The following is a 19103-nucleotide window of genomic DNA, read 5'->3' on the forward strand; positions in this document are numbered from 1 at the left end:
TCCGAACAATGCTTCATCGTTTCCGTTGTCCGGAGCCAAGTCTGATACACAGCTTCATACCCAAGGGGTCCTTTCCTGAGCTGAGGTCATTATAGCCAAAGAAGCCGAAATTGTCAAATTGGGGGTGCCAAACCGGGATGGGTGCGGTATAATGGACAGGCGACATTGCATAAAGAGAGGTACTTATGAAACGACTGCTGACATTGCTGCTAGGGCTGCTGCTGGCCCTGTCCCTCGCCGGGTGCGGAACATCTCGCCCCCAGGCGTCCGCCTCCGCCGGGCCGGCAGGGGGTACGCTGGAGGTCCATTTCATCGACGTGGGCCAGGCCGACGCCGCCCTGCTCCTGTGCGGGGGGGAGACCATGCTCATCGACGGGGGCAACGTGGACGATTCCGACCTCATCGTGTCCTACCTGTCCGGCCAGGGGGTGGAGAGGCTGGACTATGTGGTGTGCACACACGCCCATGAGGACCATGTGGGCGGGCTGGCCGGGGCGCTGGCCGCCTACCCGGCGGGGATGGTATACAGCCCCGTGATCCAATACGATTCCCGGGCCTTCGGGAATTTTGACAAGTATGTCGAGCAGCAGGGGCTGGAGCTCACCATCCCGGAGTCCGGCGACGCCTGGACGCTGGGGGAGGCCGCTGTCACCGTGCTGGGCCCCCGGAAGGAGTACGAGCAGACCAATAACACCTCCATCGTCCTGCGGGTGGACTTTGGGGAGACCTCCTTCCTCTTTACCGGCGACATGGAGCGGGACGCCGAGGCCGACCTGCTGGATGCGGGCGCGGACCTGAAGGCCGACGTGCTCAAGGTGGGGCACCACGGCAGCAGCACCTCCACCAGCTATCCTTTTCTGCGGGAGGTCCTGCCGGAGTACGCCGTCATCTCCTGCGGGACGGGCAACAGCTATGGCCACCCCCACGACGAGACCATGAGCCGCCTGCGGGACGCCGACGTGACGGTCTACCGCACCGATCTGCAGGGGCACGTCGTCTGCACCAGCGACGGGACCGGCCTGACCTTTACCACCCAGAAGAACCAGGACGCGGACACCAATCCCGATGAAGCGGAGGGGGCGGGGACCTATATCGGGAACAAAAACTCCCAGGTGTTCCACCGCCCGGACTGCACCGGCCTGCCCGCCGCGCAGAACCAGGTGGTCTTCGACAGCCGGGCCGAGGCGGTGGCGGCAGGCTATACCCCCTGCGGGCGGTGTAAGCCGTGAAAAGAAAGACCGGGCGCGAGGGTTTCCCTCGCGCCCGGCCTTTGCAATCCCATTACAACTGACTGCGGTCCCGGAGCCAACTGGGCAGGGAGCGCATCTTGACGCCGGAGACGATGCCCATGCAGGCGAAGAGGGTGAGGATGGAGGAGCCGCCGTAGCTGAAGAAGGGCAGGGTCAGCCCCACCAGAGGAAAGATATAGAGGCAGGAGGCCACGTTGACGAAGGTCTGGATGAGGAGCATCCCGCCGTAGCCCATGGCCACATAGGCGCTCATAGGGCTGCTGGCGTGGCGGGCCACCCACAGGCAGCGCAGGATGATGGCGGTCAGCAGCAGCAGGACCAGAAGGCATCCCACGAGGCCCAGCTCCTCCCCGCAGACGGCAAAGATCTCGTCGGTATAGCGGGCGTTCAGGGCCTCCTCCGCCGTGCTCTGGGTCTGTGTGCCCTGGAGGTAGCCCTGCCCGGTGAGGCCGCCGCTGCCGATGGCCAGGATGCTGCGGCTCTGCTGCCAGCCCTTGCCCTGGGTCTGTTCCAGGTAGCTGGCAGGCTCGGTGACGCCCAGGATGTGGTCGATGACGACGGTAAAGCGCAAAGTGATGTACTGGGGCAGGTGGGGCCACACCAGCGCCAGCCCGCCCGCGGCGGCCCCGCCGCCCAGGAGGAACCACCGCTTTTTGACCCCGGCGGTCCAGGCCATGACCACGAACAGGAAGAGATAGACCAGCACCATACCGAAATCGCCCGAGACCACCGCGATGAGCCCGGCCATGAAAAGCGTGTGGCCGGCCAGCAGAAAGACCGGGCCGGGGCGGCTGATGCCCCACTCCTGATAGCGGGCGCACTGCCAGGCCAGCACGAGGATGAAGAAGATCTTGGCCACCTCGGCGGGCTGGATGTTCACCGGCAGGAAGGGAAAGTCCAGCCAACTGTTGTTGCCGGTCTCCTCCTTGCCCACGCCGAAGGGGGTGAGCAGCAGCAGGATGAGGAAGACGTTGAAGACCAGCATCCACTTCCAGGACCGCTCGGTGAACAGCTCGATATCCACGAAGGACATGACGGCGTAGGCCACCACTCCGAGGCAGATAGCCGCGAGCTGGATGGGGACGAACCGGGAGCCGGCCTCGCCCAGATAGCGGGTGGCGCTGTAGATCAGCACCACGCCGAACAGGGAGGCCGCCACGCACAGCCCCAGAAGCAGCAGGTCAGCCTTATGGAAAAATTCGCGCAGGGCGTCCCGGAACCACATGGACACGGCCCTCCTTTTGGTATTCAGCAGCAAACGCGGATATATTATTGTACCACCTTCCCGCCGGTTCGTAAACCGTTTTACAAAAGCGGAAAGCTGTGATATAATACCTCAGAATTTTGAACGGAAGGGGGCGGGCGCGTGGACTATCTCTCCAACAGCGTGGAGGAGACCGAAGCCCTGGGGGCGGAGCTGGCCGGCCGGCTGGAGCCGGGAGACGTGGTGGCCTTCACCGGGGACCTGGGGGCGGGCAAGACCGCCTTTGTCCGGGGTCTGGCCCGGGGCCTGGGCATCCCGGACCGGGTGACCAGCCCCACCTTTACCATCGTCAACGAGTACGAGGGGGGGCGTCTGCCCCTGTTCCACTTTGACATGTACCGCCTGGGTTCGGCCGACGAGCTGTATGACATCGGCTGGGAGGACTATCTGGCCCGGGGCGGGGTATGCGCCGTGGAGTGGAGCGAGATCGTCCGCGACGCCTTGGAGCCCGGCTGTATCCGGGTGGACCTGCGCCGCGGGGAGCGCGACGGGCAGCGGCGGATCACCGTCACAGAGGAGGAACCCACATGAAGATACTGGCGCTGGAGTCCTCCGCCGTGGCCTGCTCGGTGTGCCTGTGGGAGGATGGGCGGCTGCTGGCCCAGTCCTTCCAGAACAGCGGCCTGACCCATTCCCGCACCCTGATGTCTCTGTGCGGGGACCTGCTGAAAAACGGTGGGTACACCCTGGATGAGGTGGACGTGGTGGCCGTGGCGGCGGGACCGGGGTCCTTTACCGGCCTGCGCATCGGCGTGGCGGCGGCCAAGGGGCTGGCCTGGGCAGGGGACAAGCTCTGCGCCGGGGTGTCCACTCTGGAGGCCATGGCCTGGCCCCTGGCGCATCTGGAGGGGGCCGACCTCTGCGCCGTCATGGACGCCCGGCGGCAGCAGGTCTACAACGCCCTGTTCGAGGTGCGGGGCGGCGCGCTGCTGCGCCGGTGCCCCGACCGGGCCGTGAGCGTCGAACAACTGGCAGCCGAGCTGGAGGTGCGGAAAAAACCGCAGATTTTGGTTGGAGACGGGACGAAGCTGTGCTATAATGAGCTCACGAAGCGCGGTCTTCCTATGGGGCCCGCACCGCCTCACCTGGTGTTTCAGAGCGCCTGGGGGGTTGCCCTGGCGGCGGCGGAGCTGGCTGGCCGGGGCGGACTGGTGACGGCCGCCGGGCTGGAGCCGGTCTACCACCGGCTCTCCCAGGCGGAGCGGGAGCGGCTTGCGAGACAAGGAAAAGCTGAAAAATGTAAAGGGGACAACTGACATGGACGAAATGGTACACATTTTTGATCACCCGCTGATCCAGCATAAACTGGCCATCCTCCGGGATGAGTGCACCGGCGTAAAGGAGTTCCGGGAGATCGTCTCCGAGATCGCCTCCCTCATGTGCTACGAGGCGACCCGGGACCTGCCCACCGAGGAGGTCACCATCAAGACCCCCGTGGCCACCGGCAAATTCAAGACCCTGGCGGGCAAAAAGCTGGCCATTGTCCCCATCCTGCGGGCCGGACTGGGCATGGTGGACGGCATTCTCACCCTCATTCCCTCCGCCAAGGTGGGCCATATCGGTCTGTACCGGGACCCCGACACCCTGGAGCCTGTGGAATACTACTGCAAGATGCCCTCCGACATCGCCGAGCGGGACGTGATCGTCCTGGACCCCATGCTGGCCACCGGCGGCTCGGCCTCCGCGGCCATCCAGTTCATCAAGAACTATGAGGTCAAGCACATCAAGCTGATGAACATCATCGCCGCTCCCGAGGGTGTGGAGCGCATCCGCAAGGACCATCCCGACGTGGCCATCTATTGCGCCGCGCTGGACGAGAAGCTCAATGACCACGGCTACATCGTTCCCGGCCTGGGCGACGCCGGCGACCGCATCTTCGGCACGAAGTAAGCCGGTGCAGCCAGTCTATGAGACGCGGCGGCTGCGCCTGATGCCGGCCGGACCGGAGTTGGCCGGGGCGGCGGCGGATTACTATCGCCGGAACCGGACCTTTCTGGCCGCTTTCGAGCCGGCGCGGGAGGAGAGCTTCTTCACGCAGGAGGGGCAGCGCTCCCTGCTGACGGAAGAGGCGCGGCTGGCGGAGGAGGACCGTTCCTACCGCTTCTACCTCGCCCTGCGGGAGGCGCCGGAGCGGATTGTGGGCCTGGTGGGACTCAACAATCTGGTCCGGGGGGCCTTTCAGTCTTGTTTTCTGGGCTACAAGCTGGACGGCGGGCTGCTGCGCCGGGGCTATATGACCGAGGCGGTGGAGGAAGCCGTCCGCATCGCCTTCACCGTGCTGGGGCTCCACCGGATTGAGGCCAACATTATGCCCCGGAACACGGCCTCCCTGGGCGTGGCCCGAAAGGCTGGCTTCCAAGAGGAGGGGCTGGCCGTCCGGTACCTGCGGATCAACGGGGTGTGGGAGGACCACATCCACATGGTCCGGCGCGACGAGTGAGCCCTCCATGCACCCCAAAGAGCGCCGGGCCGGAGCTTTGCCTCCGGCCCGGCGTTTGTTGCGGTTAGGATTGAGATTTTTTTCCGGCTGTGGTAAAATAAAAAATCAGGCGTACAATGGTAATATCTCTCTTGATAAAGGAGTTTCCTATGAAAATTGTTGTTTTAGCCGGGGGACTGAGCCCGGAGCGCAATGTCTCCCTCTCCTCCGGCACCATGATCGCCGAGGCCCTGCGGAGCCGGGGACACCGGGCGGCGCTGGTGGATCTGTACTTCGGCCTGGAGGACTACAACGGCCCAACAGAGGCCTATTTTGACGCGCCCCTGTCCGGCGCGGGCAGACGGGTACAGCGGGAGGCTCCCGATCTGGAGCAGGTGAAGGCTGCCCGGAAGTGGAAGGGCAAGAGCCAGTTCGGCCCCGGCGTGCTGGAGCTGTGCGCGTTGGCCGACGTGGTGTTCCTGGCCCTGCACGGCCAGTGCGGCGAGGACGGCCGGGTCCAGGCCGCCTTCGATCTGATGGGCATCCCCTATACCGGCGCGGGCTATCTGGGCTCCGCTTTGGCCATGGACAAGGACCTGACCAAGCGGCTCATCTCCGGCCTGGGGGTGGATACCCCCAAGTGGCGGACCGTTCGCTACACCGAGGCTGATGTGGACCGCCTGACCAGCACCACCCCGGCGCCCTGCGTGGTCAAGCCGGTGGACAGCGGTTCCTCCATCGGGGTCTCCATCGCCCACGACAAGAAGGAGCTCCACGCCGCCCTGCTGGAGGGCCTGCGCTTCGGCGGCCACTGCGTGCTGGAGCAGTATGTCCGGGGCCGGGAGGTCCAGGTGGGCGTCCTGGAGGACCGGGGCCTGCCCTCCATCGAGATCATCCCCAAGCAGGGCTTTTACGATTATGCCAACAAGTACCAGCCCGGCGCGGCGGTGGAGGTATGTCCGGCCCCCATTCCGGCGGAGGTCGAGGAAAAGCTGCGCAAGGCCACCCTGACGGTCTACCACGCCCTGGGCCTGAGCGTTTACTCCCGGGCCGACTTCATTCTGGACGAGGGCGGCACGCCCTGGTTTTTGGAGATCAACACCCTGCCCGGTATGACCCCCACCAGCCTGCTGCCCCAGGAGGCCGCCGCCGTGGGCATCGGCTATCCGGAGCTGTGCGAGCGCATCATCACCGCCTCCCTGGAGGCCAGAAAACAGGGAAAGTAGGGACTGTTATGGAGCCCATTACCGTTCGAGAGATCGCTGAGGCCGCGGGAGGCAAGCTCCTGGGGACGTTCGACGACCTGGACCGGACCGTCACCCATGTGTTTACCGACAGCCGGGAGCCCGACCCCGGCGCGCTGTTCATCCCCCTGGTGGGGGAGCGGTTCGACGGACACGCCTTCATCCACGACGCCCTCACCGGCGGGGCGGCGGGCTGCTTCACCCAGCGGGAGCGGGAGACCTATCTGCCCGGCAAGTTCTACATCAAGGTGTCCTCCACCCAGAAGGCCCTGCGGGATCTGGCCCGGCATTACAAGCAGAAGTTCAAGATCCCCTTCGTAGGCGTCACCGGCAGCGTGGGCAAGACCACCACGAAGGACATGGTGGCCGCCGTGCTGGGGGAGAAGTTCAAGGTCCTCAAGACCGAGGGCAACTTCAACAACGAGGTGGGCCTCCCCCTGACCCTGCTGCGGCTCAACCGCCAGCATGAGCTCTGTGTGCTGGAGATGGGGATGAACCATTTTGGAGAGATCGAGTACCTCAGCGGCATCGTGGAGCCCGACGTGGCCCTCATCACCAACATCGGGGACGCCCACATCGAGAACCTGGGCTCGAGGGAGAACATCCTCAAGGCCAAATGCGAGATCTTCTCCCACATGAAGCCGGGGGGGCTGGCGGTGCTCAACGGAGACGACGCGCTGCTGACCACCCTGCGGGGCGGGCTGCCCTTCCAGACCGTGTTCTGCGGTACGGCGGAGGGCCTGGAATACCGGGCCAGCCAGGTGTGGAGCGACGGGGAGCACAAGGTGGACTGCCGGGTGGACACCCCAGAGGGGGGCTTTCCGGTGGAGATCCCCGCTCTGGGCAACCACATGCTCTACCCCACCCTGATGGCCGCGGCGGTGGGACAGCACTTCGGCATGACCGGCGAGGAGATCGCCCGGGGCGTGCTCCGCTTCGCCCCCACCAAGATGCGCATGAACATCCTGCGCCGGGGGGACGGCATCACCATCCTGGACGACGCCTACAACGCCAATCCCCAGTCCATGCGGGCGGCGGTGGAGGTCCTGTCCAAGACCGGCGGGACCTATAAGATCGCCGTTTTGGGCGACATGTTCGAGCTGGGGCCCCTGGCCCCCACCCTCCACGCCGGTGTGGGCGCCTATCTGGGCAGGGCGGGCATCGACTGTCTGGTGGCCGTCGGCCCCCTGGCCCGGCACATCTATACTGCCGCCAAGGAGGCCCTGGTCCCCGGGGTATACTGGTTTGAGACGAAAGAGGAGGCCCGGGCCGCACTGCAGCAGGAGCTTCAGCCCCATACGACCGTGCTGGTCAAGGCCTCCCGTGGGATGGCGTTTGAAGAGATCGTGTCCTATCTGAAGAGCATTACGCCCGAGCCGTAGCGGCTCAGCCGAACCGCTCGGCGAGCTGCTCGGCAAAGGGCGGATGGATGACCCCCTTCTCGGTGATGATGCCGGTGAGCAGCCGGTGGGGCGTCACGTCGAAGGCGGGGTTATAGACCCCCACGCCCTCCGGCGCCGTCCGCACCCCGGCAAAGTGGGTGACCTCCGAGGCTTCCCGCTGTTCGATGGGGATGTGGCTGCCGTCGGGGATGGACAGGTCGATGGTGCTGGAAGGCAGCACCGAATAGAAGGGGATGCCGTGATAGTGGGCCAGCACCGCCACGCCGTAGGTGCCGATCTTATTGGCAAAGTCCCCGTTGGCCGCCATCCGGTCGCAGCCCAGAAGCACCAGGTCGATCTTCCCCTGGGCCATCAGGCTGGCGGCCATGTTGTCGGTGATGAGGGTGGCGGGGATGCCGTCCTTCACCAGCTCCCAGGCGGTGAGCCGGGCCCCCTGTAAAAGCGGCCGGGTCTCGTCACAGTAGACCATCTCCACCTTGCCCTGGGTAAAGGCCGAGCGCACCACCCCTAGGGCGGTGCCGTAGCCCCCGGTAGCGATGGCCCCGGCGTTGCAGTGGGTGAGGATGCGGGCCCCATGGGGGACGATCGCCGCCCCGGCCGCGCCGATGGCCCGGTTCATGGCCACGTCCTCCCGGTGGATGGCCTCGGCCTCCCGGATCAGGATGGGCAGGGCCTCTGCACCGCACCCCGCCGCCCCCAGGGCCAGGCCCATCCGGTCCAGGGCCCAGAACAGATTGACGGCGGTGGGGCGGCTGGCGGCCAGCTCCGCCGAGGCTGCCGCCATGCTCTTCTGGAATTCCTCCGGGTTTTGGCCCTTATATTCCATGGCGGCCAGGCACAGCGCATAGGCCGCCGCCACGCCGATGGCGGGCGCGCCCCGCACCACCAGACGGCGGATGGCGTCCGCCACCTTCCGGTAATCGGTATAGGTGTTCCAGACCTCCTCCACCGGGAGCCGGGTCTGGTCCAGCAGCGCAAGGGAATTCCCCTGCCAGCGAATGGCATCCATCGTAGAAACCCTCCAATCAAAGATATCGGTCTGTTGTTATCATACCACAACAGACGGCGGGAGTAAACGAATGATAGACATCTCCGTGTCAAGCCTCAGGAAAGAGTTTGAGGTTGGCAACAAAATATTGGACGGCCTCTCCTTCCAGGTGGACACCGGGGAGCGGGTGGGCCTTCTGGGCAAGAACGGGGCGGGCAAGACCACCCTGTTCAAGATCCTCACCGGGGAGCTGGACCACGACGGGGGCCAGGTCTCCATCGCCCCGGGCAAGCGGTTGGGCCTCATCTCTCAGATCCCCGTCTACCCGGCGGGCCACACCGTGGATATGGTGCTCCGCTCCGCCTTCGACCGGCTGGGGGACATGGAGCGCGAGATGGCGGGCCTCACCCGCCGCATGGAGGCCGGGGAGGACGACCCGGCCCTGCTGCGGCGCTACGACAACCTGGTGGCCGCCTTCGAGGCGGGAGGCGGCTACGACGTGGAGACCCCCCTCAACAAGGTGTGCAACGGTCTGCAGATCTCCCGGGACATGCGGGAGCAGCTTTTCTCCAGCCTGTCCGGCGGGGAGAAGACCCGGGTGAACCTGGGCCGTCTCATTTTGGAGGACACCGACATCCTCCTGCTGGACGAGCCCACCAACCACCTGGACCTGCGGGCCACCGAGTGGCTGGAGGACTACCTGGCCCGGTTCAAGGGCACCGTGCTGGCCATCTCCCACGACCGCTGGTTCTTGGACCGGGTGGTCACACGGGTCATTGAGCTGGTGGACGGAAAGGCGGAATTCTATTCCGGCAACTACAGCTTTTATGTGGAGGAGAAGGAGCGCCGCTACGAGGAGCGCAGAAAGCAGTATGAAAAGGAGCAGGCCAAGATCGAGCAGCTCCAGGAGGCGGCGGACAAGTTGCACCTGTGGGCCTTCATGGGGGCGGACAAGCTCCACAAGCGGGCCTTCTCCATGGAAAAGCGCATCGAGCGCCTGCGCCAGACCGACCGGCCCAGGAAGGAGCGGAAGCTGGACATCCGCTTTGGAGAGCGGGAGTTCCGGGGGGACGAGGTCCTGGTGGTGAAAGACCTCAGCAAGTCCTTCGATGGGCGGCGGCTCTTCTCGGACGTGAACCTGCTGGTGGAGGGGGGCGAGCGCATCGCCCTGCTGGGGGACAACGGCACGGGTAAGTCCACCCTTTTGAAGATCCTTCTGGGGGAGGAGGAGGCCGACACCGGCAAGGTCCGTATGGGCCCCACCGTCCGGCTGGGCTACCTGCCCCAAATCATCCATTTCGACCACCCGGAGCGCAGCCTGGTGGATACCATGCTCTACGACCTGGGCTGCTCCACCCAGGAGGCCCGGGACCGGCTGGCCGCCTTCAACTTCCGGGGAGAGGACGTGTTCAAGCCCGTCTCCGCCCTGTCCGGCGGGGAGCAGTCCCGGCTGCGGCTGTGTATGCTTATGGATGAGAAGATCAACCTGCTCATCCTGGACGAGCCCACCAACCATCTGGACCTCAGCTCCCGGGAGTGGATCGAGGAGGCGGTGGCCGACTACGGCGGCAACCTGCTCTTTGTCTCCCACGACCGCTACTTCATCCACCAGTTCGCCAACCGCATCTGGATGCTGGAGGACGGGCACATCACGGATTTCGTGGGCACCTTTGCCGAGTACAACGAGTTTCAGGAGCGGCGGACCAGGGGCCTGCCGCCCACCGCGCCGGTAAAGGAGGAGCCGCCGAAAAAGGAGAAGCCCAGGCGCACCGGCGGCACCAAGAATCTGGAAAAAGAGGTCAACGCCGCCGAGCGGGCCGTCACCAGGGCGGAGGAGCAGATGTACGACCTGACCTGTGAGATCGAAGAGGCCGCCAGCGACTATCTCCGGCTCACCGAGCTCTACGCCCGGCGGGATGCACTGGAGGACGAGATCGCCCACCTCTATGCGGTCTGGGAGGGCCTGGCGGCGGAGCTGGAGGAGGCGAAGGCGGAATGAGACGAAAAGGGGTATACCGTCCCTACGGCGGGCGGCGGAGGCGCTGGCTGCCCAGAGTGCTACTGTGCCTGCTCCTGGCCGGCGCTTTGGTATTCGGCGCTTTGGAGGCGCTGATCTTATCCGGCAGCCGGGACCAACTCCAGGGGGAACCACAGGTGATGGTGGTTTTTGGCTGCCAGGTGAAGCCCTGGGGACCGTCGGTGCTGCTGCAGGACCGACTGGACACCGCTCTGGCCTATCTGGAGGAGCATCCTGAGATGACGGTGGTGGTCACCGGCGGCCAGGGGGACGACGAGCCGGTCTCCGAGGCCCAATGCATGTACGACTACCTGACGGAGCACGGGGTGGACGGCTCCCGGATCGTAAAGGAAGACCGGTCCCGGAATACCTGGCAGAACATTAACTATACCCTGACGCTGTTTCAGGACGGGACAGTAGCGCCCGCAGAACAGATTCTGCTGGTGTCCAGCGGCTTCCACCTGACCCGCATCCGGATGCTATGGGAGCGGGTGTGGCCGGGGACCTATACCCTGTCCGTTCTGGCCGCGCCGGTGAGCCACGCGCCGTCGGCGGTGCAGATGTTTTTCCGGGAGCCGCTGGCCCTGGTGAAATCCTGGCTGCTGGACCGGCCGGGCTGAGGAGGAACGTATGTTAGAAGAGAAGCTGAAGGCCCTGGACCGGCAGTATGCCGAGCTGGAGGCCCGTCTGGCCGCGCCGGAGACCTACGACGACCCGACCCGGGTAGCCCGGCTCAACAAGGAGCAGCGGGATCTGGAGCCGGTGGTCACCGCCTACCGGACCTACGTCCGGCGGCAGAAGGACCTGGCCGACGCCCAGGCCCTGATGAGCGACCCGGACATGAAGGAGCTGGCTCAGGAGGAGTACCAGGCGGCCAAGGCTGACCTGGAGCGGCTGGTGGAGGAGATTCGGATTCTGCTGCTGCCCCGGGACCCCAACGACGCCAAGAACGTCATTGTGGAGATCCGGGCCGGGGTGGGCGGCGAGGAGGCCGCCCTCTTTGCCAACTCCCTCTATCGCATGTACTGCATGTACGCCGAATCCCGCCGCTGGCAGGTGGAGGTGGACAGCGTCAGTGAGACCGAGCTGGGCGGCGTGAAGGAGATCTGTTTCACCATCCAGGGGGACGGGGCCTACAGCCGCTTGAAATTCGAAAGCGGCGTCCACCGGGTCCAGCGGGTGCCCGAGACCGAGTCCGGCGGGCGCATTCACACCTCCACCGTCACGGTGGCGGTGCTGCCCGAGGTGGACGAGGTGGACTTTGCCCTCAACCCCGCCGACATCGAGATGCAGGTCTTCCGCTCCTCCGGCGCGGGGGGCCAGCACGTCAACAAGACCTCCTCCGCCGTGCGCCTGATCCACAAGCCCACCGGCACGGTGGTGGAGTGCCAGCAGGAGCGCAGCCAGTTCCAGAACCGGGACCGGGCCATGCAGATTCTGCGCTCCCGGCTCTATGAGGAGAAGGTGCGGGAGCAGGCCGATGCCGTCACCAGCCAGCGCCGCAGCCAGGTGGGCACCGGCATGCGCAACGAGCGCATCCGCACCTATAATTTTCCCCAGGGACGGCTCACCGACCACCGGGTGGGGCTGACCCTCTACCGGCTGGACAGCGTGATGAATGGAGACATTGACGAGATCATCGACGCCCTCATTACGGCGGATCAGGCGGAGCGCCTGAAGCACCAGGAACAGGGCGGTTAAGGAGGAAACACCCATGGAACTGCGGATTCACTTCCAGTCTCTGCCCACGGACATGACCCTGGAGAGCCTGAAGGCCGGGCTGGACGACATTCTGGAGGACGACGGCTGGCTCACCGGCTCCGGCGCGGACTACGTGGAGCTGGAGCTGGAGGACGAGCGCATGAACCCCAAATATGGCATCATGGCCGTCAAGAGCTACCTCCAGCGGGCCCGGTTCGCCCCGGACACCACCATCGAGCTGGCGGGCGTGCCCGTGGGCATCTACGAATAACGCGGAAATCAGGTGAACCGGATTGGAGACAAGGCGCTTCACGGCGGAGGAGATCGGACCCGCCGCCGACATCATACGCCGGGGCGGCCTGCTGGGAATCCCCACCGAGACGGTCTACGGCCTGGGGGCCAACGGCCTGGACCCGGCGGCGGTCCGGCGCATTTTTGAGGCCAAGGGCCGGCCACAGGACAACCCCCTCATCCTGCACGTCCCCGCGATGGATTGGCTGGAGCGGTACTGCAAACATATCCCGGCCGCCGCCTATACGCTTGCGGAGCGGTTCTGGCCGGGTCCGTTGACCATGATCCTGGAGCGGCGGGAGATGGTGCCCGACGTGACCACCGCCGGCCTGGAGACGGTGGGGATGCGCTGCCCCGACCACCCGGTGACCCGGGCCATCCTTACCGCGGCGGACCTGCCGGTGGCGGCCCCCTCGGGGAACACCTCGGGGCGGCCCAGCCCCACCAGCGCCGCCGATATGCTGGAGGATATGGACGGTAAAATCGACGGTATCGTAGACGGCGGGCCCTGCTCCGTGGGGGTGGAGTCCACCATCGTGGATCTGACCGTGACGCCGCCACGGCTTCTGCGCCCCGGCGGCGTCACCCTGGAGCAGCTCCGGGCGGCGCTGGGGGAGGTGGCGGTGGACCCGGCGGTGACCCGGCTCATGGGGGCGGGAGAGCAGCCCCGGGCTCCCGGCATGAAGTACCGCCACTACGCCCCCAAGGCCCCCGTCACGGTGGTGAAGGGGGAGCCCTCCGCCGGGGCGATCTTCATCGCCAGGCACGTCCGGGAGGGCGAGGGGATGATCTGCTTCGACGAGTACGCCCCTCTGTTTGAGGGACTGCCGGTGGAGCGGCTCGGCCCCGCGGCCGACAAGGCCGAGCAGGCGAGGAGGGTCTTTGACGCCCTGCGCCGCTTTGACCATACCGACGTGACCGGAATCTGGGCCCAGTGCCCCGACGACCACGGCATCGGTCTGGCCATCACCAACCGGCTCAACAAGGCGGCGGGCTTTCACATCATCGACCTGGACCGGGACGGGCCCACCGCCTCCGCCCCGATTTGCGGCAGGGCGCCGGATTATCGGGAGTGGGACGCCTTTCTGGACCGGGCGGCTGGGCGGGTCACACCCAACGCCCGCCCCCTGGCGGAGGTGATGGCGTGTCTGGAGCGGGACCGGGGCCTGACGCCCTATCAGCCCACGGCGGCCGAGCGGGTCCGCTTTCGGGGCCAGGTGCTGGAGTGGCTGAACCTGGACGGCCGCCCGGCGGACGCCCCCTTCCCGGAGATGGACCTGCGGTGCTGGCGGGTGCCGGGACAGCCCGAAGAGGGCAGACTTTGGCAGGATATGATCAGCGGCAAGGGCCTGGGAAGGGGTGCGGCCTGCCGGGGTCTGCTGGAGGAACTCGCCCTGCTGGAGGGTGTGACGGAAGAGGACATCCGAACCCGCAGCCCCCGCTTCCTCAACTATGCCTATATTTTGAAGCGCAGAGGTGCGATATGCTAGACAACGTCAGGCAAAAGGTTTATGATACGCTGGAGGCTGCCGGCATACCCTATCAGGTGTGGGAGCATCCGGCGGTGTTCACCATCGAGGAGATGGATGCGCTGCACCTGCCCCGGCCGGAGATCATCGCCAAGAATCTCTTCCTCCGGGACGCCAAGGGGAAGAAGTTTTTTCTGGCGGTGCTGCCAAAGGACAAAAAGGCGGATCTGAAGGCCCTGGGCGGCCGCCTGGGGGTCAGGCTAAGCTTTGCCTCTGAAGAGCGGCTGGAGGAGCATCTGGGTCTCACCAGGGGTTCCGTCACCCCCTTCGGCGTACTCAACGACGAGGCGCGGGCGGTGACGGTGCTGCTGGACGCCGGGCTGTGGGAGCTGCCCCTGGTGGGAGTCCACCCCAATGAAAACACCGCCACCGTGGTGCTCTCGCCCGACGATTTGGAGCGAGTGGTGCGGGAGCACGGCGGACCCGTGGAGCGGATCGAGCTGTAGCAAAGGAGAGGGGGACCTGCCATGTGGACTCTGGCTATGGCGCCGGGGCTGGTCGTTCGGCTGCGGGAGTCCTCCGGACAAACGGAGGCGTTTGTATGAAGATCCTCGGCATCACCGGCCCCACCGGGGCGGGCAAGACCACGGCGCTCAACGTGCTCACCAGCCTGGGAGCCTGCATCCTGGACGCGGACGCGGTGTATCACGACCTGCTGGAGCAGAGCCGTGCGCTGCGGGAGGCTTTGACCGGCCGATTTGGGGATATCTGCGATGAAACGGGCAAAATAGACCGCAAGAAGCTGGGCGGCGTGGTGTTCACCGACCCTGCGGCTTTGGCGGACCTGAACGGCATAACCCACCGCTTTATGGAGGCGGAGTTGGACCGCAGGCTGCGGGAGGCGGAGCAGGAGGGCCGTCCGGCGGCGGCCATCGACGCCATTGCCCTGCTGGAGAGCGGTTTCGGGACCAAGTGCGACGCCACCGTGGCGGTGGTGGCCCCGGCGGAGCTGCGGGTGCGGCGCATCATGGCCCGGGAGGGCATCCCGGAGGACTACGCCCGCAAGCGGGTGAACGCCCAGAAACCGGAGTCCTTCTTCCGGGAGAGCTGCGACTATGTACTGGAAAACAACGAGGACGACACGCCCGAGACCTTCGGGGCCCGGGCGCTGGCCCTTTTTCTCACCATATTAGAATGAAACTGGAGGGTTAACCCATGGAAGACAAGAAAAAGACCCCCGGCGAGCTGCGCCGGGAAGCCCTGTGCTGCAGCCCCAAGAACGGCTATGACCGTCTGACCCCCGCCGACGAGGCCGCCATGAAGGGCTACTGCGACGACTACAAGAAGTTCCTGGATAACGGCAAGACCGAACGCGAGGTGGTAGATACGGTGGTGGCCCTGGCCGAGAGCAAGGGCTTCCGGGCCTTTGTCCGCGGGATGGAGATCAAGCCCGGCGACAAGCTCTACCGGGTCAACCGGGGCAAGGCGATCATGCTGGCCGTGGTGGGGACCGCCTCCCTGGCCGAGGGCGTCAACATCGGCGCCGCCCACATCGACTCCCCCCGTCTGGACCTGAAGCAGAACCCTCTGTACGAGGACGCCGAGCTGGCCTTCCTCAAGACCCACTACTACGGCGGCATCCGCAAGTACCAGTGGGTGACCATCCCCCTGGAGCTCCACGGCGTCATCGCCCTCAAGGACGGCTCCAGCGTCAAGGTGGCTATCGGCGCCGGGGCAGGGGACCCCCTGTTTACCATCGACGACCTGCTGCCCCACCTGGGGGCGGAGCAGTCCAAAAAGCCCCTGGGCGAGGCCATCCCCGGCGAGAACCTCAACCTCCTGGTGGGCAGCCGTCCCTTCAAGGACGACGAGGGCGCCGAACGGGTGAAGCTGGCCGTTCTGGACCTCCTCAATCAGAAGTACGGCATCACGGAGACCGATTTTATTTCCGCCGAGCTGTGCGCTGTGCCGGCCTTCCACGCCTGCGACATCGGCTTCGACCGCTCTCTCATCGGAGCCTACGGCCACGATGACCGGGTGTGTGCCTACGCCTCCCTGGCCGCCCTGCTGGACTTGACGGGCGCCCCCCGCAGGACCGCCGTGTGCATGCTGGCCGACAAGGAGGAGATCGGCTCCGAGGGCGTGTCCGGCATGAAGTCCGCCGCCTTCGACACCTTTATGTCCGACCTGTGCGACAGCCAGCGGGTGATGCTTAAGACCTGCTATGAGAAGTCCTTCTGCCTGTCCGCCGATGTGACCGCCGCCTTCGACCCCAACTTCCCCGAGGTCTATGAAAAGCGCAACAGCGCCCGCATCAATTACGGCATGGGCCTGTGCAAGTACACCGGCGCCCGGGGCAAGTCCGGCGCGTCCGACGCCTCCGCAGAGGTGGTGGCCTATGCCAGACGGGTGCTGGACGACTACGGCGTGATGTGGCAGATGGCCGAGCTGGGCAAGGTGGACGCCGGCGGCGGCGGCACCGTGGCCTGCTATATGGCCGAGCGGGACATCGACACGCTGGACGCCGGCGTACCGGTGCTCAGTATGCACGCCCCCTTCGAGACGGTGTCCAAGCTGGACTGCTACATGACCTATAAGGGCATGAAGGCGGTCTATGAGGCGAAATAAATAAGACGATCCCAGCGGGAGGGGGGCGGCGGAAGCCGCTCCCCGTTTTTTCACTGTTTACAAAATATTTGTAGTTTTCCGGGGAAACATTTGATATCCTGGGAGCGTCTATAAAGACATACACCCGGCGAAAGGAGGGTCTGCATGGACCCCAAGGAGGACAAAGAGCGGGAGCAATCCCCTAAAAACCCCCTGTCCCGGCGGGACAGGGCCCTGCGCATCCTGCTGATCGTACTGGCGGCCCTGGCTGTCACCGCCGTGGCGGCTGTGGCCGTCTGGAACTTGGTGGTGGTCAAGCCCAGCGTGGCGCCCAAGCCCACCGCCCGGCCGGATACGCCTGTCGAGACCGACGGGGCGGACTATGAGGACCTGTGGATGCCCTATATCCCCGAGGGCGGGCGGAAGGACGATTTTTACACCTTTCTGATCGTGGGACGGGACACCGGCGGCGGCGGAAACACCGACACCATCCTGCTGGCGGCCTACGATCTGGCCAACCAGAAGCTGGCCGCCATGAGCCTGCTGCGGGACACCATGGTCAACGTATCCTGGGACATTAAGAAGATCAACTCGGTCTACAACGTCTATGGCGGCGGCGTAGACGGCATCGAGGCCCTCAAGCAGGAGGTGGGGCAGTTGGTGGGCTTCGTCCCCGACTTCCACGTGGTGGTGGAGTGGGAGGCCGTGGGCGAGCTGGTAGACGCCATCGGCGGCGTGACCTTCGACGTGCCGCTGGACATGAGCTACGACGACCCCACCCAGGACCTGCACATCCACGTGGACAAGGGGGAACAGAAGCTAGACGGCGACAAGGCCATGCAGCTTCTCCGCTGGCGCAAGAACAACAAGCTGGTCAACGGCCATGTGGTGAACTACGACGCCGAGGGCGGAGACGTCCGCCGCATCCAGATCCAGCAGGACTTTTTGAAGGCCACCCTCCAGCAGTGCCTGGAGAAGGTGCGGGACCTGCCCACCATTCTCCGGCTGGGCCGCATTTTTCTGGAGAATGTAGAGACCGATCTGCCGCTGAACAGCGTGGCCTACCTGGCCCAGAGCGCCGTACTGGGCGGGCTGTCCATGGAGGACGTGACCTTTTTGACGATGCCCTACCAGGGCGGGATGGTGTGGAGCCGCTCTCTCCGGGGGATGCAGGACTATGTGACCCCCAGGGCGGACGAACTGCTCAAGCTGGTCAACCAATATCTCAACCCCTATAACGCCGATCTGACCAGGGACAGTCTGGACGTCATGTCCATCCAGGCCGACGGCACCATCGCCTCCTCCACCGGTCGGTTGGCCGACACCAAGCACAACGCCCTGTGGCTGGAATATCAGGCGGCACAGAACGCACCCCCGGAGGAGACCGAGCCTCCGGCGCCGGAGGAGACGCCGCCGGAGGAAAGCGGCGGGCCGGAGACGCCGGAAGAGACGGCTCCGCCGGAGACGCCGGCACCCGGGGATACGTCCCCCACCGCCACGCTGCCCGTGGAGCCGGCGCCGACCGAGGCGCCGGCGGTCCAGACTCTTCCGGTGGAGTCCCGGCCGCTGCCCGACGGCATCCCCATTGCGTAGAGCAGAATGAAGCAGCCGCCCGGCGCTCCGGGCGGCTGCTTTGCCGGAAGTTTGAGAATGGGCCGGGGGATTTCTGCGCATGCTAACCCAAAGCAACATGGGGAGGCAGTTTCATATGGCAGAGGAAAAGCGGGAGACTCTGGAGACCGGAAACGAGGACAACAGCAATCCGTCGGAGCGGCAGCAGCAGATCGTGGACATGGGGTCGGCTACCATCAAGACCGACAAGGGGACCATCCACACCCTGACCATCGTGGGGCAGATTGAGGGCCATCAGATCCTGCCCCCCACCAGCAAATCCACCAAATACGAGCACGTTATGCCCCTGTTGGCCGCGGTGGAGGAGAGCGACGATGTGGACGGCCTGCTGGTGCTGCTCAACACCGTGGGGGGCGACATCGAGGCGGGACTGGGCATCGCCGAGCTCATCTCCAGCATGTCCAAGCCTACCGTCTCCCTGGTCCTGGGGGGCGGGCACTCCATCGGCGTGCCCCTGGCGGTGTCGGCCAAGACCTCCTTCATCGCCCCGTCCGCCGCCATGACCATCCATCCGGTGCGGCTGTCCGGCACGGTGATCGGCGTGTCGCAGACTTTCCACTACTTTACCCGCATCCAGGACCGCATCACCTCCTTCGTCACCCGCAACAGCCACGTCGCCCGGGAGACCTTTACCAAGCTCATGCTCCAGACGGGGGAGCTGGCCGCCGACGTGGGCAGCGTCATCTACGGGGAAGAGGCGGTGAAGATCGGCCTCATCGACCATATCGGGGGGCTGGCGGATGCGCTGGAGTGTCTGCACGGCATGATGGAGGAGCGCAAGCGGGAAAAGACCCAATAGCGGAAGCGGCGGGGAGAGG

Annotated in this window: 19 protein-coding genes; 17 read left to right on the top strand and 2 right to left on the bottom strand. The window is 65.5% G+C overall.

The window, feature by feature from the left end:
• The first annotated feature begins 185 nt into the window (after positions 1–185).
• On the top strand, positions 186–1229 hold the full coding sequence (locus tag BN2154_RS05470; RefSeq protein WP_050617867.1) for an MBL fold metallo-hydrolase: 1044 nt from the start codon (positions 186–188) through the stop codon (positions 1227–1229).
• Between the two features lie 52 nt (positions 1230–1281).
• Here the strand turns inward: BN2154_RS05470 and BN2154_RS05475 are convergent, their stop codons facing one another.
• On the bottom strand, positions 1282–2508 hold the full coding sequence (locus BN2154_RS05475; protein ID WP_242853700.1) for an FtsW/RodA/SpoVE family cell cycle protein: 1227 nt from the start codon (positions 2506–2508) through the stop codon (positions 1282–1284).
• A 108-nt stretch (positions 2509–2616) separates the two neighbouring features.
• Here BN2154_RS05475 and tsaE point away from each other — a divergent pair, with 108 nt between their 5' ends.
• From tsaE to BN2154_RS05505, 6 genes are all read left to right on the top strand, one after another.
• Positions 2617–3045: a tRNA (adenosine(37)-N6)-threonylcarbamoyltransferase complex ATPase subunit type 1 TsaE gene (gene tsaE, locus BN2154_RS05480; protein ID WP_050617869.1), complete on the top strand. Its 429-nt coding sequence runs from the start codon at positions 2617–2619 to the stop codon at positions 3043–3045.
• The gene (gene tsaB / locus BN2154_RS05485; RefSeq protein ID WP_050617870.1) at positions 3042–3770 is read left to right on the top strand and encodes a tRNA (adenosine(37)-N6)-threonylcarbamoyltransferase complex dimerization subunit type 1 TsaB; all 729 of its coding nucleotides are present in this window, start codon (positions 3042–3044) and stop codon (positions 3768–3770) included. The genes tsaE and tsaB overlap by 4 nt, the downstream gene beginning before the upstream one ends.
• 1 nt (position 3771) lies before the next feature.
• Complete coding sequence (gene upp, locus BN2154_RS05490; RefSeq protein WP_050617871.1) at positions 3772–4404, top strand: uracil phosphoribosyltransferase; 633 nt, start codon at positions 3772–3774, stop codon at positions 4402–4404.
• Between the two features lie 4 nt (positions 4405–4408).
• Positions 4409–4954 (top strand): GNAT family N-acetyltransferase, encoded by a 546-nt coding sequence (locus BN2154_RS05495; RefSeq protein ID WP_242853701.1) that lies wholly within the window; start codon positions 4409–4411, stop codon positions 4952–4954.
• Between the two features lie 149 nt (positions 4955–5103).
• The gene (locus BN2154_RS05500) at positions 5104–6159 is read left to right on the top strand and encodes a D-alanine--D-alanine ligase family protein (protein WP_050617873.1); all 1056 of its coding nucleotides are present in this window, start codon (positions 5104–5106) and stop codon (positions 6157–6159) included.
• Positions 6160–6167: 8 nt separating this feature from the next.
• Entirely contained in the window at positions 6168–7559 is a 1392-nt protein-coding gene (locus BN2154_RS05505; protein ID WP_050617874.1) for a UDP-N-acetylmuramoyl-tripeptide--D-alanyl-D-alanine ligase, read from the top strand.
• Between the two features lie 4 nt (positions 7560–7563).
• Here the strand turns inward: BN2154_RS05505 and mtnA are convergent, their stop codons facing one another.
• On the bottom strand, positions 7564–8589 hold the full coding sequence (mtnA, locus tag BN2154_RS05510) for an S-methyl-5-thioribose-1-phosphate isomerase (RefSeq protein ID WP_050617875.1): 1026 nt from the start codon (positions 8587–8589) through the stop codon (positions 7564–7566).
• Between the two features lie 70 nt (positions 8590–8659).
• Between mtnA and BN2154_RS05515 the strand changes: the two genes are divergently transcribed.
• From BN2154_RS05515 to BN2154_RS05560, 10 genes are all read left to right on the top strand, one after another.
• Positions 8660–10567, top strand: a complete 1908-nt coding sequence (locus BN2154_RS05515) for an ABC-F family ATP-binding cassette domain-containing protein (RefSeq protein WP_050617876.1) — start codon at positions 8660–8662, stop codon at positions 10565–10567.
• Positions 10564–11205, top strand: a complete 642-nt coding sequence (locus tag BN2154_RS05520) for a YdcF family protein (RefSeq protein ID WP_050617877.1) — start codon at positions 10564–10566, stop codon at positions 11203–11205. Before BN2154_RS05515 ends, BN2154_RS05520 begins: the two co-directional genes overlap by 4 nt.
• A 10-nt stretch (positions 11206–11215) precedes the next feature.
• Complete coding sequence (prfA, locus tag BN2154_RS05525) at positions 11216–12286, top strand: peptide chain release factor 1 (RefSeq protein WP_050617878.1); 1071 nt, start codon at positions 11216–11218, stop codon at positions 12284–12286.
• Positions 12287–12299: 13 nt separating this feature from the next.
• Entirely contained in the window at positions 12300–12557 is a 258-nt protein-coding gene (locus BN2154_RS05530; protein WP_050617879.1) for a hypothetical protein, read from the top strand.
• A gap of 22 nt (positions 12558–12579) precedes the next feature.
• Complete coding sequence (locus BN2154_RS05535) at positions 12580–14067, top strand: L-threonylcarbamoyladenylate synthase (protein WP_207641543.1); 1488 nt, start codon at positions 12580–12582, stop codon at positions 14065–14067.
• Positions 14061–14552, top strand: a complete 492-nt coding sequence (locus tag BN2154_RS05540; protein ID WP_050617880.1) for a prolyl-tRNA synthetase associated domain-containing protein — start codon at positions 14061–14063, stop codon at positions 14550–14552. The genes BN2154_RS05535 and BN2154_RS05540 overlap by 7 nt, the downstream gene beginning before the upstream one ends.
• Positions 14553–14647: 95 nt before the next feature.
• The gene (gene coaE, locus BN2154_RS05545; RefSeq protein ID WP_050617881.1) at positions 14648–15244 is read left to right on the top strand and encodes a dephospho-CoA kinase; all 597 of its coding nucleotides are present in this window, start codon (positions 14648–14650) and stop codon (positions 15242–15244) included.
• A 17-nt stretch (positions 15245–15261) separates the two neighbouring features.
• The gene (locus BN2154_RS05550) at positions 15262–16674 is read left to right on the top strand and encodes an aminopeptidase (RefSeq protein ID WP_050617882.1); all 1413 of its coding nucleotides are present in this window, start codon (positions 15262–15264) and stop codon (positions 16672–16674) included.
• 144 nt (positions 16675–16818) lie between these two features.
• On the top strand, positions 16819–18246 hold the full coding sequence (locus BN2154_RS05555; protein ID WP_050617883.1) for an LCP family protein: 1428 nt from the start codon (positions 16819–16821) through the stop codon (positions 18244–18246).
• A gap of 115 nt (positions 18247–18361) precedes the next feature.
• A complete protein-coding gene (locus BN2154_RS05560) occupies positions 18362–19084 on the top strand; it encodes a ClpP family protease (RefSeq protein WP_050617884.1) in 723 nt (240 codons plus the stop codon).
• The last annotated feature ends 19 nt before the right edge of the window (positions 19085–19103 follow it).

The organism is Intestinimonas massiliensis (ex Afouda et al. 2020) (assembly GCF_001244995.1).
GTDB lineage: Bacteria > Bacillota > Clostridia > Oscillospirales > Oscillospiraceae > Intestinimonas > Intestinimonas massiliensis.

What these genes read in the sequence shown, in the direction of transcription:
- BN2154_RS05550 (WP_050617882.1), top strand. Translation starts at nt 15,262, where the DNA reads ATGGAAGACAAGAAAAAGACCCCCGGCGAGCTGCGCCGGGAAGCCCTG.
- BN2154_RS05470 (WP_050617867.1), top strand. Translation starts at nt 186, where the DNA reads ATGAAACGACTGCTGACATTGCTGCTAGGGCTGCTGCTGGCCCTGTCC.
- BN2154_RS05560 (WP_050617884.1), top strand. Translation starts at nt 18,362, where the DNA reads ATGGCAGAGGAAAAGCGGGAGACTCTGGAGACCGGAAACGAGGACAAC.
- BN2154_RS05515 (WP_050617876.1), top strand. Translation starts at nt 8,660, where the DNA reads ATGATAGACATCTCCGTGTCAAGCCTCAGGAAAGAGTTTGAGGTTGGC.
- coaE (WP_050617881.1), top strand. Translation starts at nt 14,648, where the DNA reads ATGAAGATCCTCGGCATCACCGGCCCCACCGGGGCGGGCAAGACCACG.
- BN2154_RS05555 (WP_050617883.1), top strand. Translation starts at nt 16,819, where the DNA reads ATGGACCCCAAGGAGGACAAAGAGCGGGAGCAATCCCCTAAAAACCCC.
- BN2154_RS05505 (WP_050617874.1), top strand. Translation starts at nt 6,168, where the DNA reads ATGGAGCCCATTACCGTTCGAGAGATCGCTGAGGCCGCGGGAGGCAAG.
- upp (WP_050617871.1), top strand. Translation starts at nt 3,772, where the DNA reads ATGGACGAAATGGTACACATTTTTGATCACCCGCTGATCCAGCATAAA.
- BN2154_RS05530 (WP_050617879.1), top strand. Translation starts at nt 12,300, where the DNA reads ATGGAACTGCGGATTCACTTCCAGTCTCTGCCCACGGACATGACCCTG.
- BN2154_RS05520 (WP_050617877.1), top strand. Translation starts at nt 10,564, where the DNA reads ATGAGACGAAAAGGGGTATACCGTCCCTACGGCGGGCGGCGGAGGCGC.
- BN2154_RS05540 (WP_050617880.1), top strand. Translation starts at nt 14,061, where the DNA reads ATGCTAGACAACGTCAGGCAAAAGGTTTATGATACGCTGGAGGCTGCC.
- prfA (WP_050617878.1), top strand. Translation starts at nt 11,216, where the DNA reads ATGTTAGAAGAGAAGCTGAAGGCCCTGGACCGGCAGTATGCCGAGCTG.
- BN2154_RS05500 (WP_050617873.1), top strand. Translation starts at nt 5,104, where the DNA reads ATGAAAATTGTTGTTTTAGCCGGGGGACTGAGCCCGGAGCGCAATGTC.
- mtnA (WP_050617875.1), bottom strand. Translation starts at nt 8,589, where the DNA reads ATGGATGCCATTCGCTGGCAGGGGAATTCCCTTGCGCTGCTGGACCAG.
- tsaB (WP_050617870.1), top strand. Translation starts at nt 3,042, where the DNA reads ATGAAGATACTGGCGCTGGAGTCCTCCGCCGTGGCCTGCTCGGTGTGC.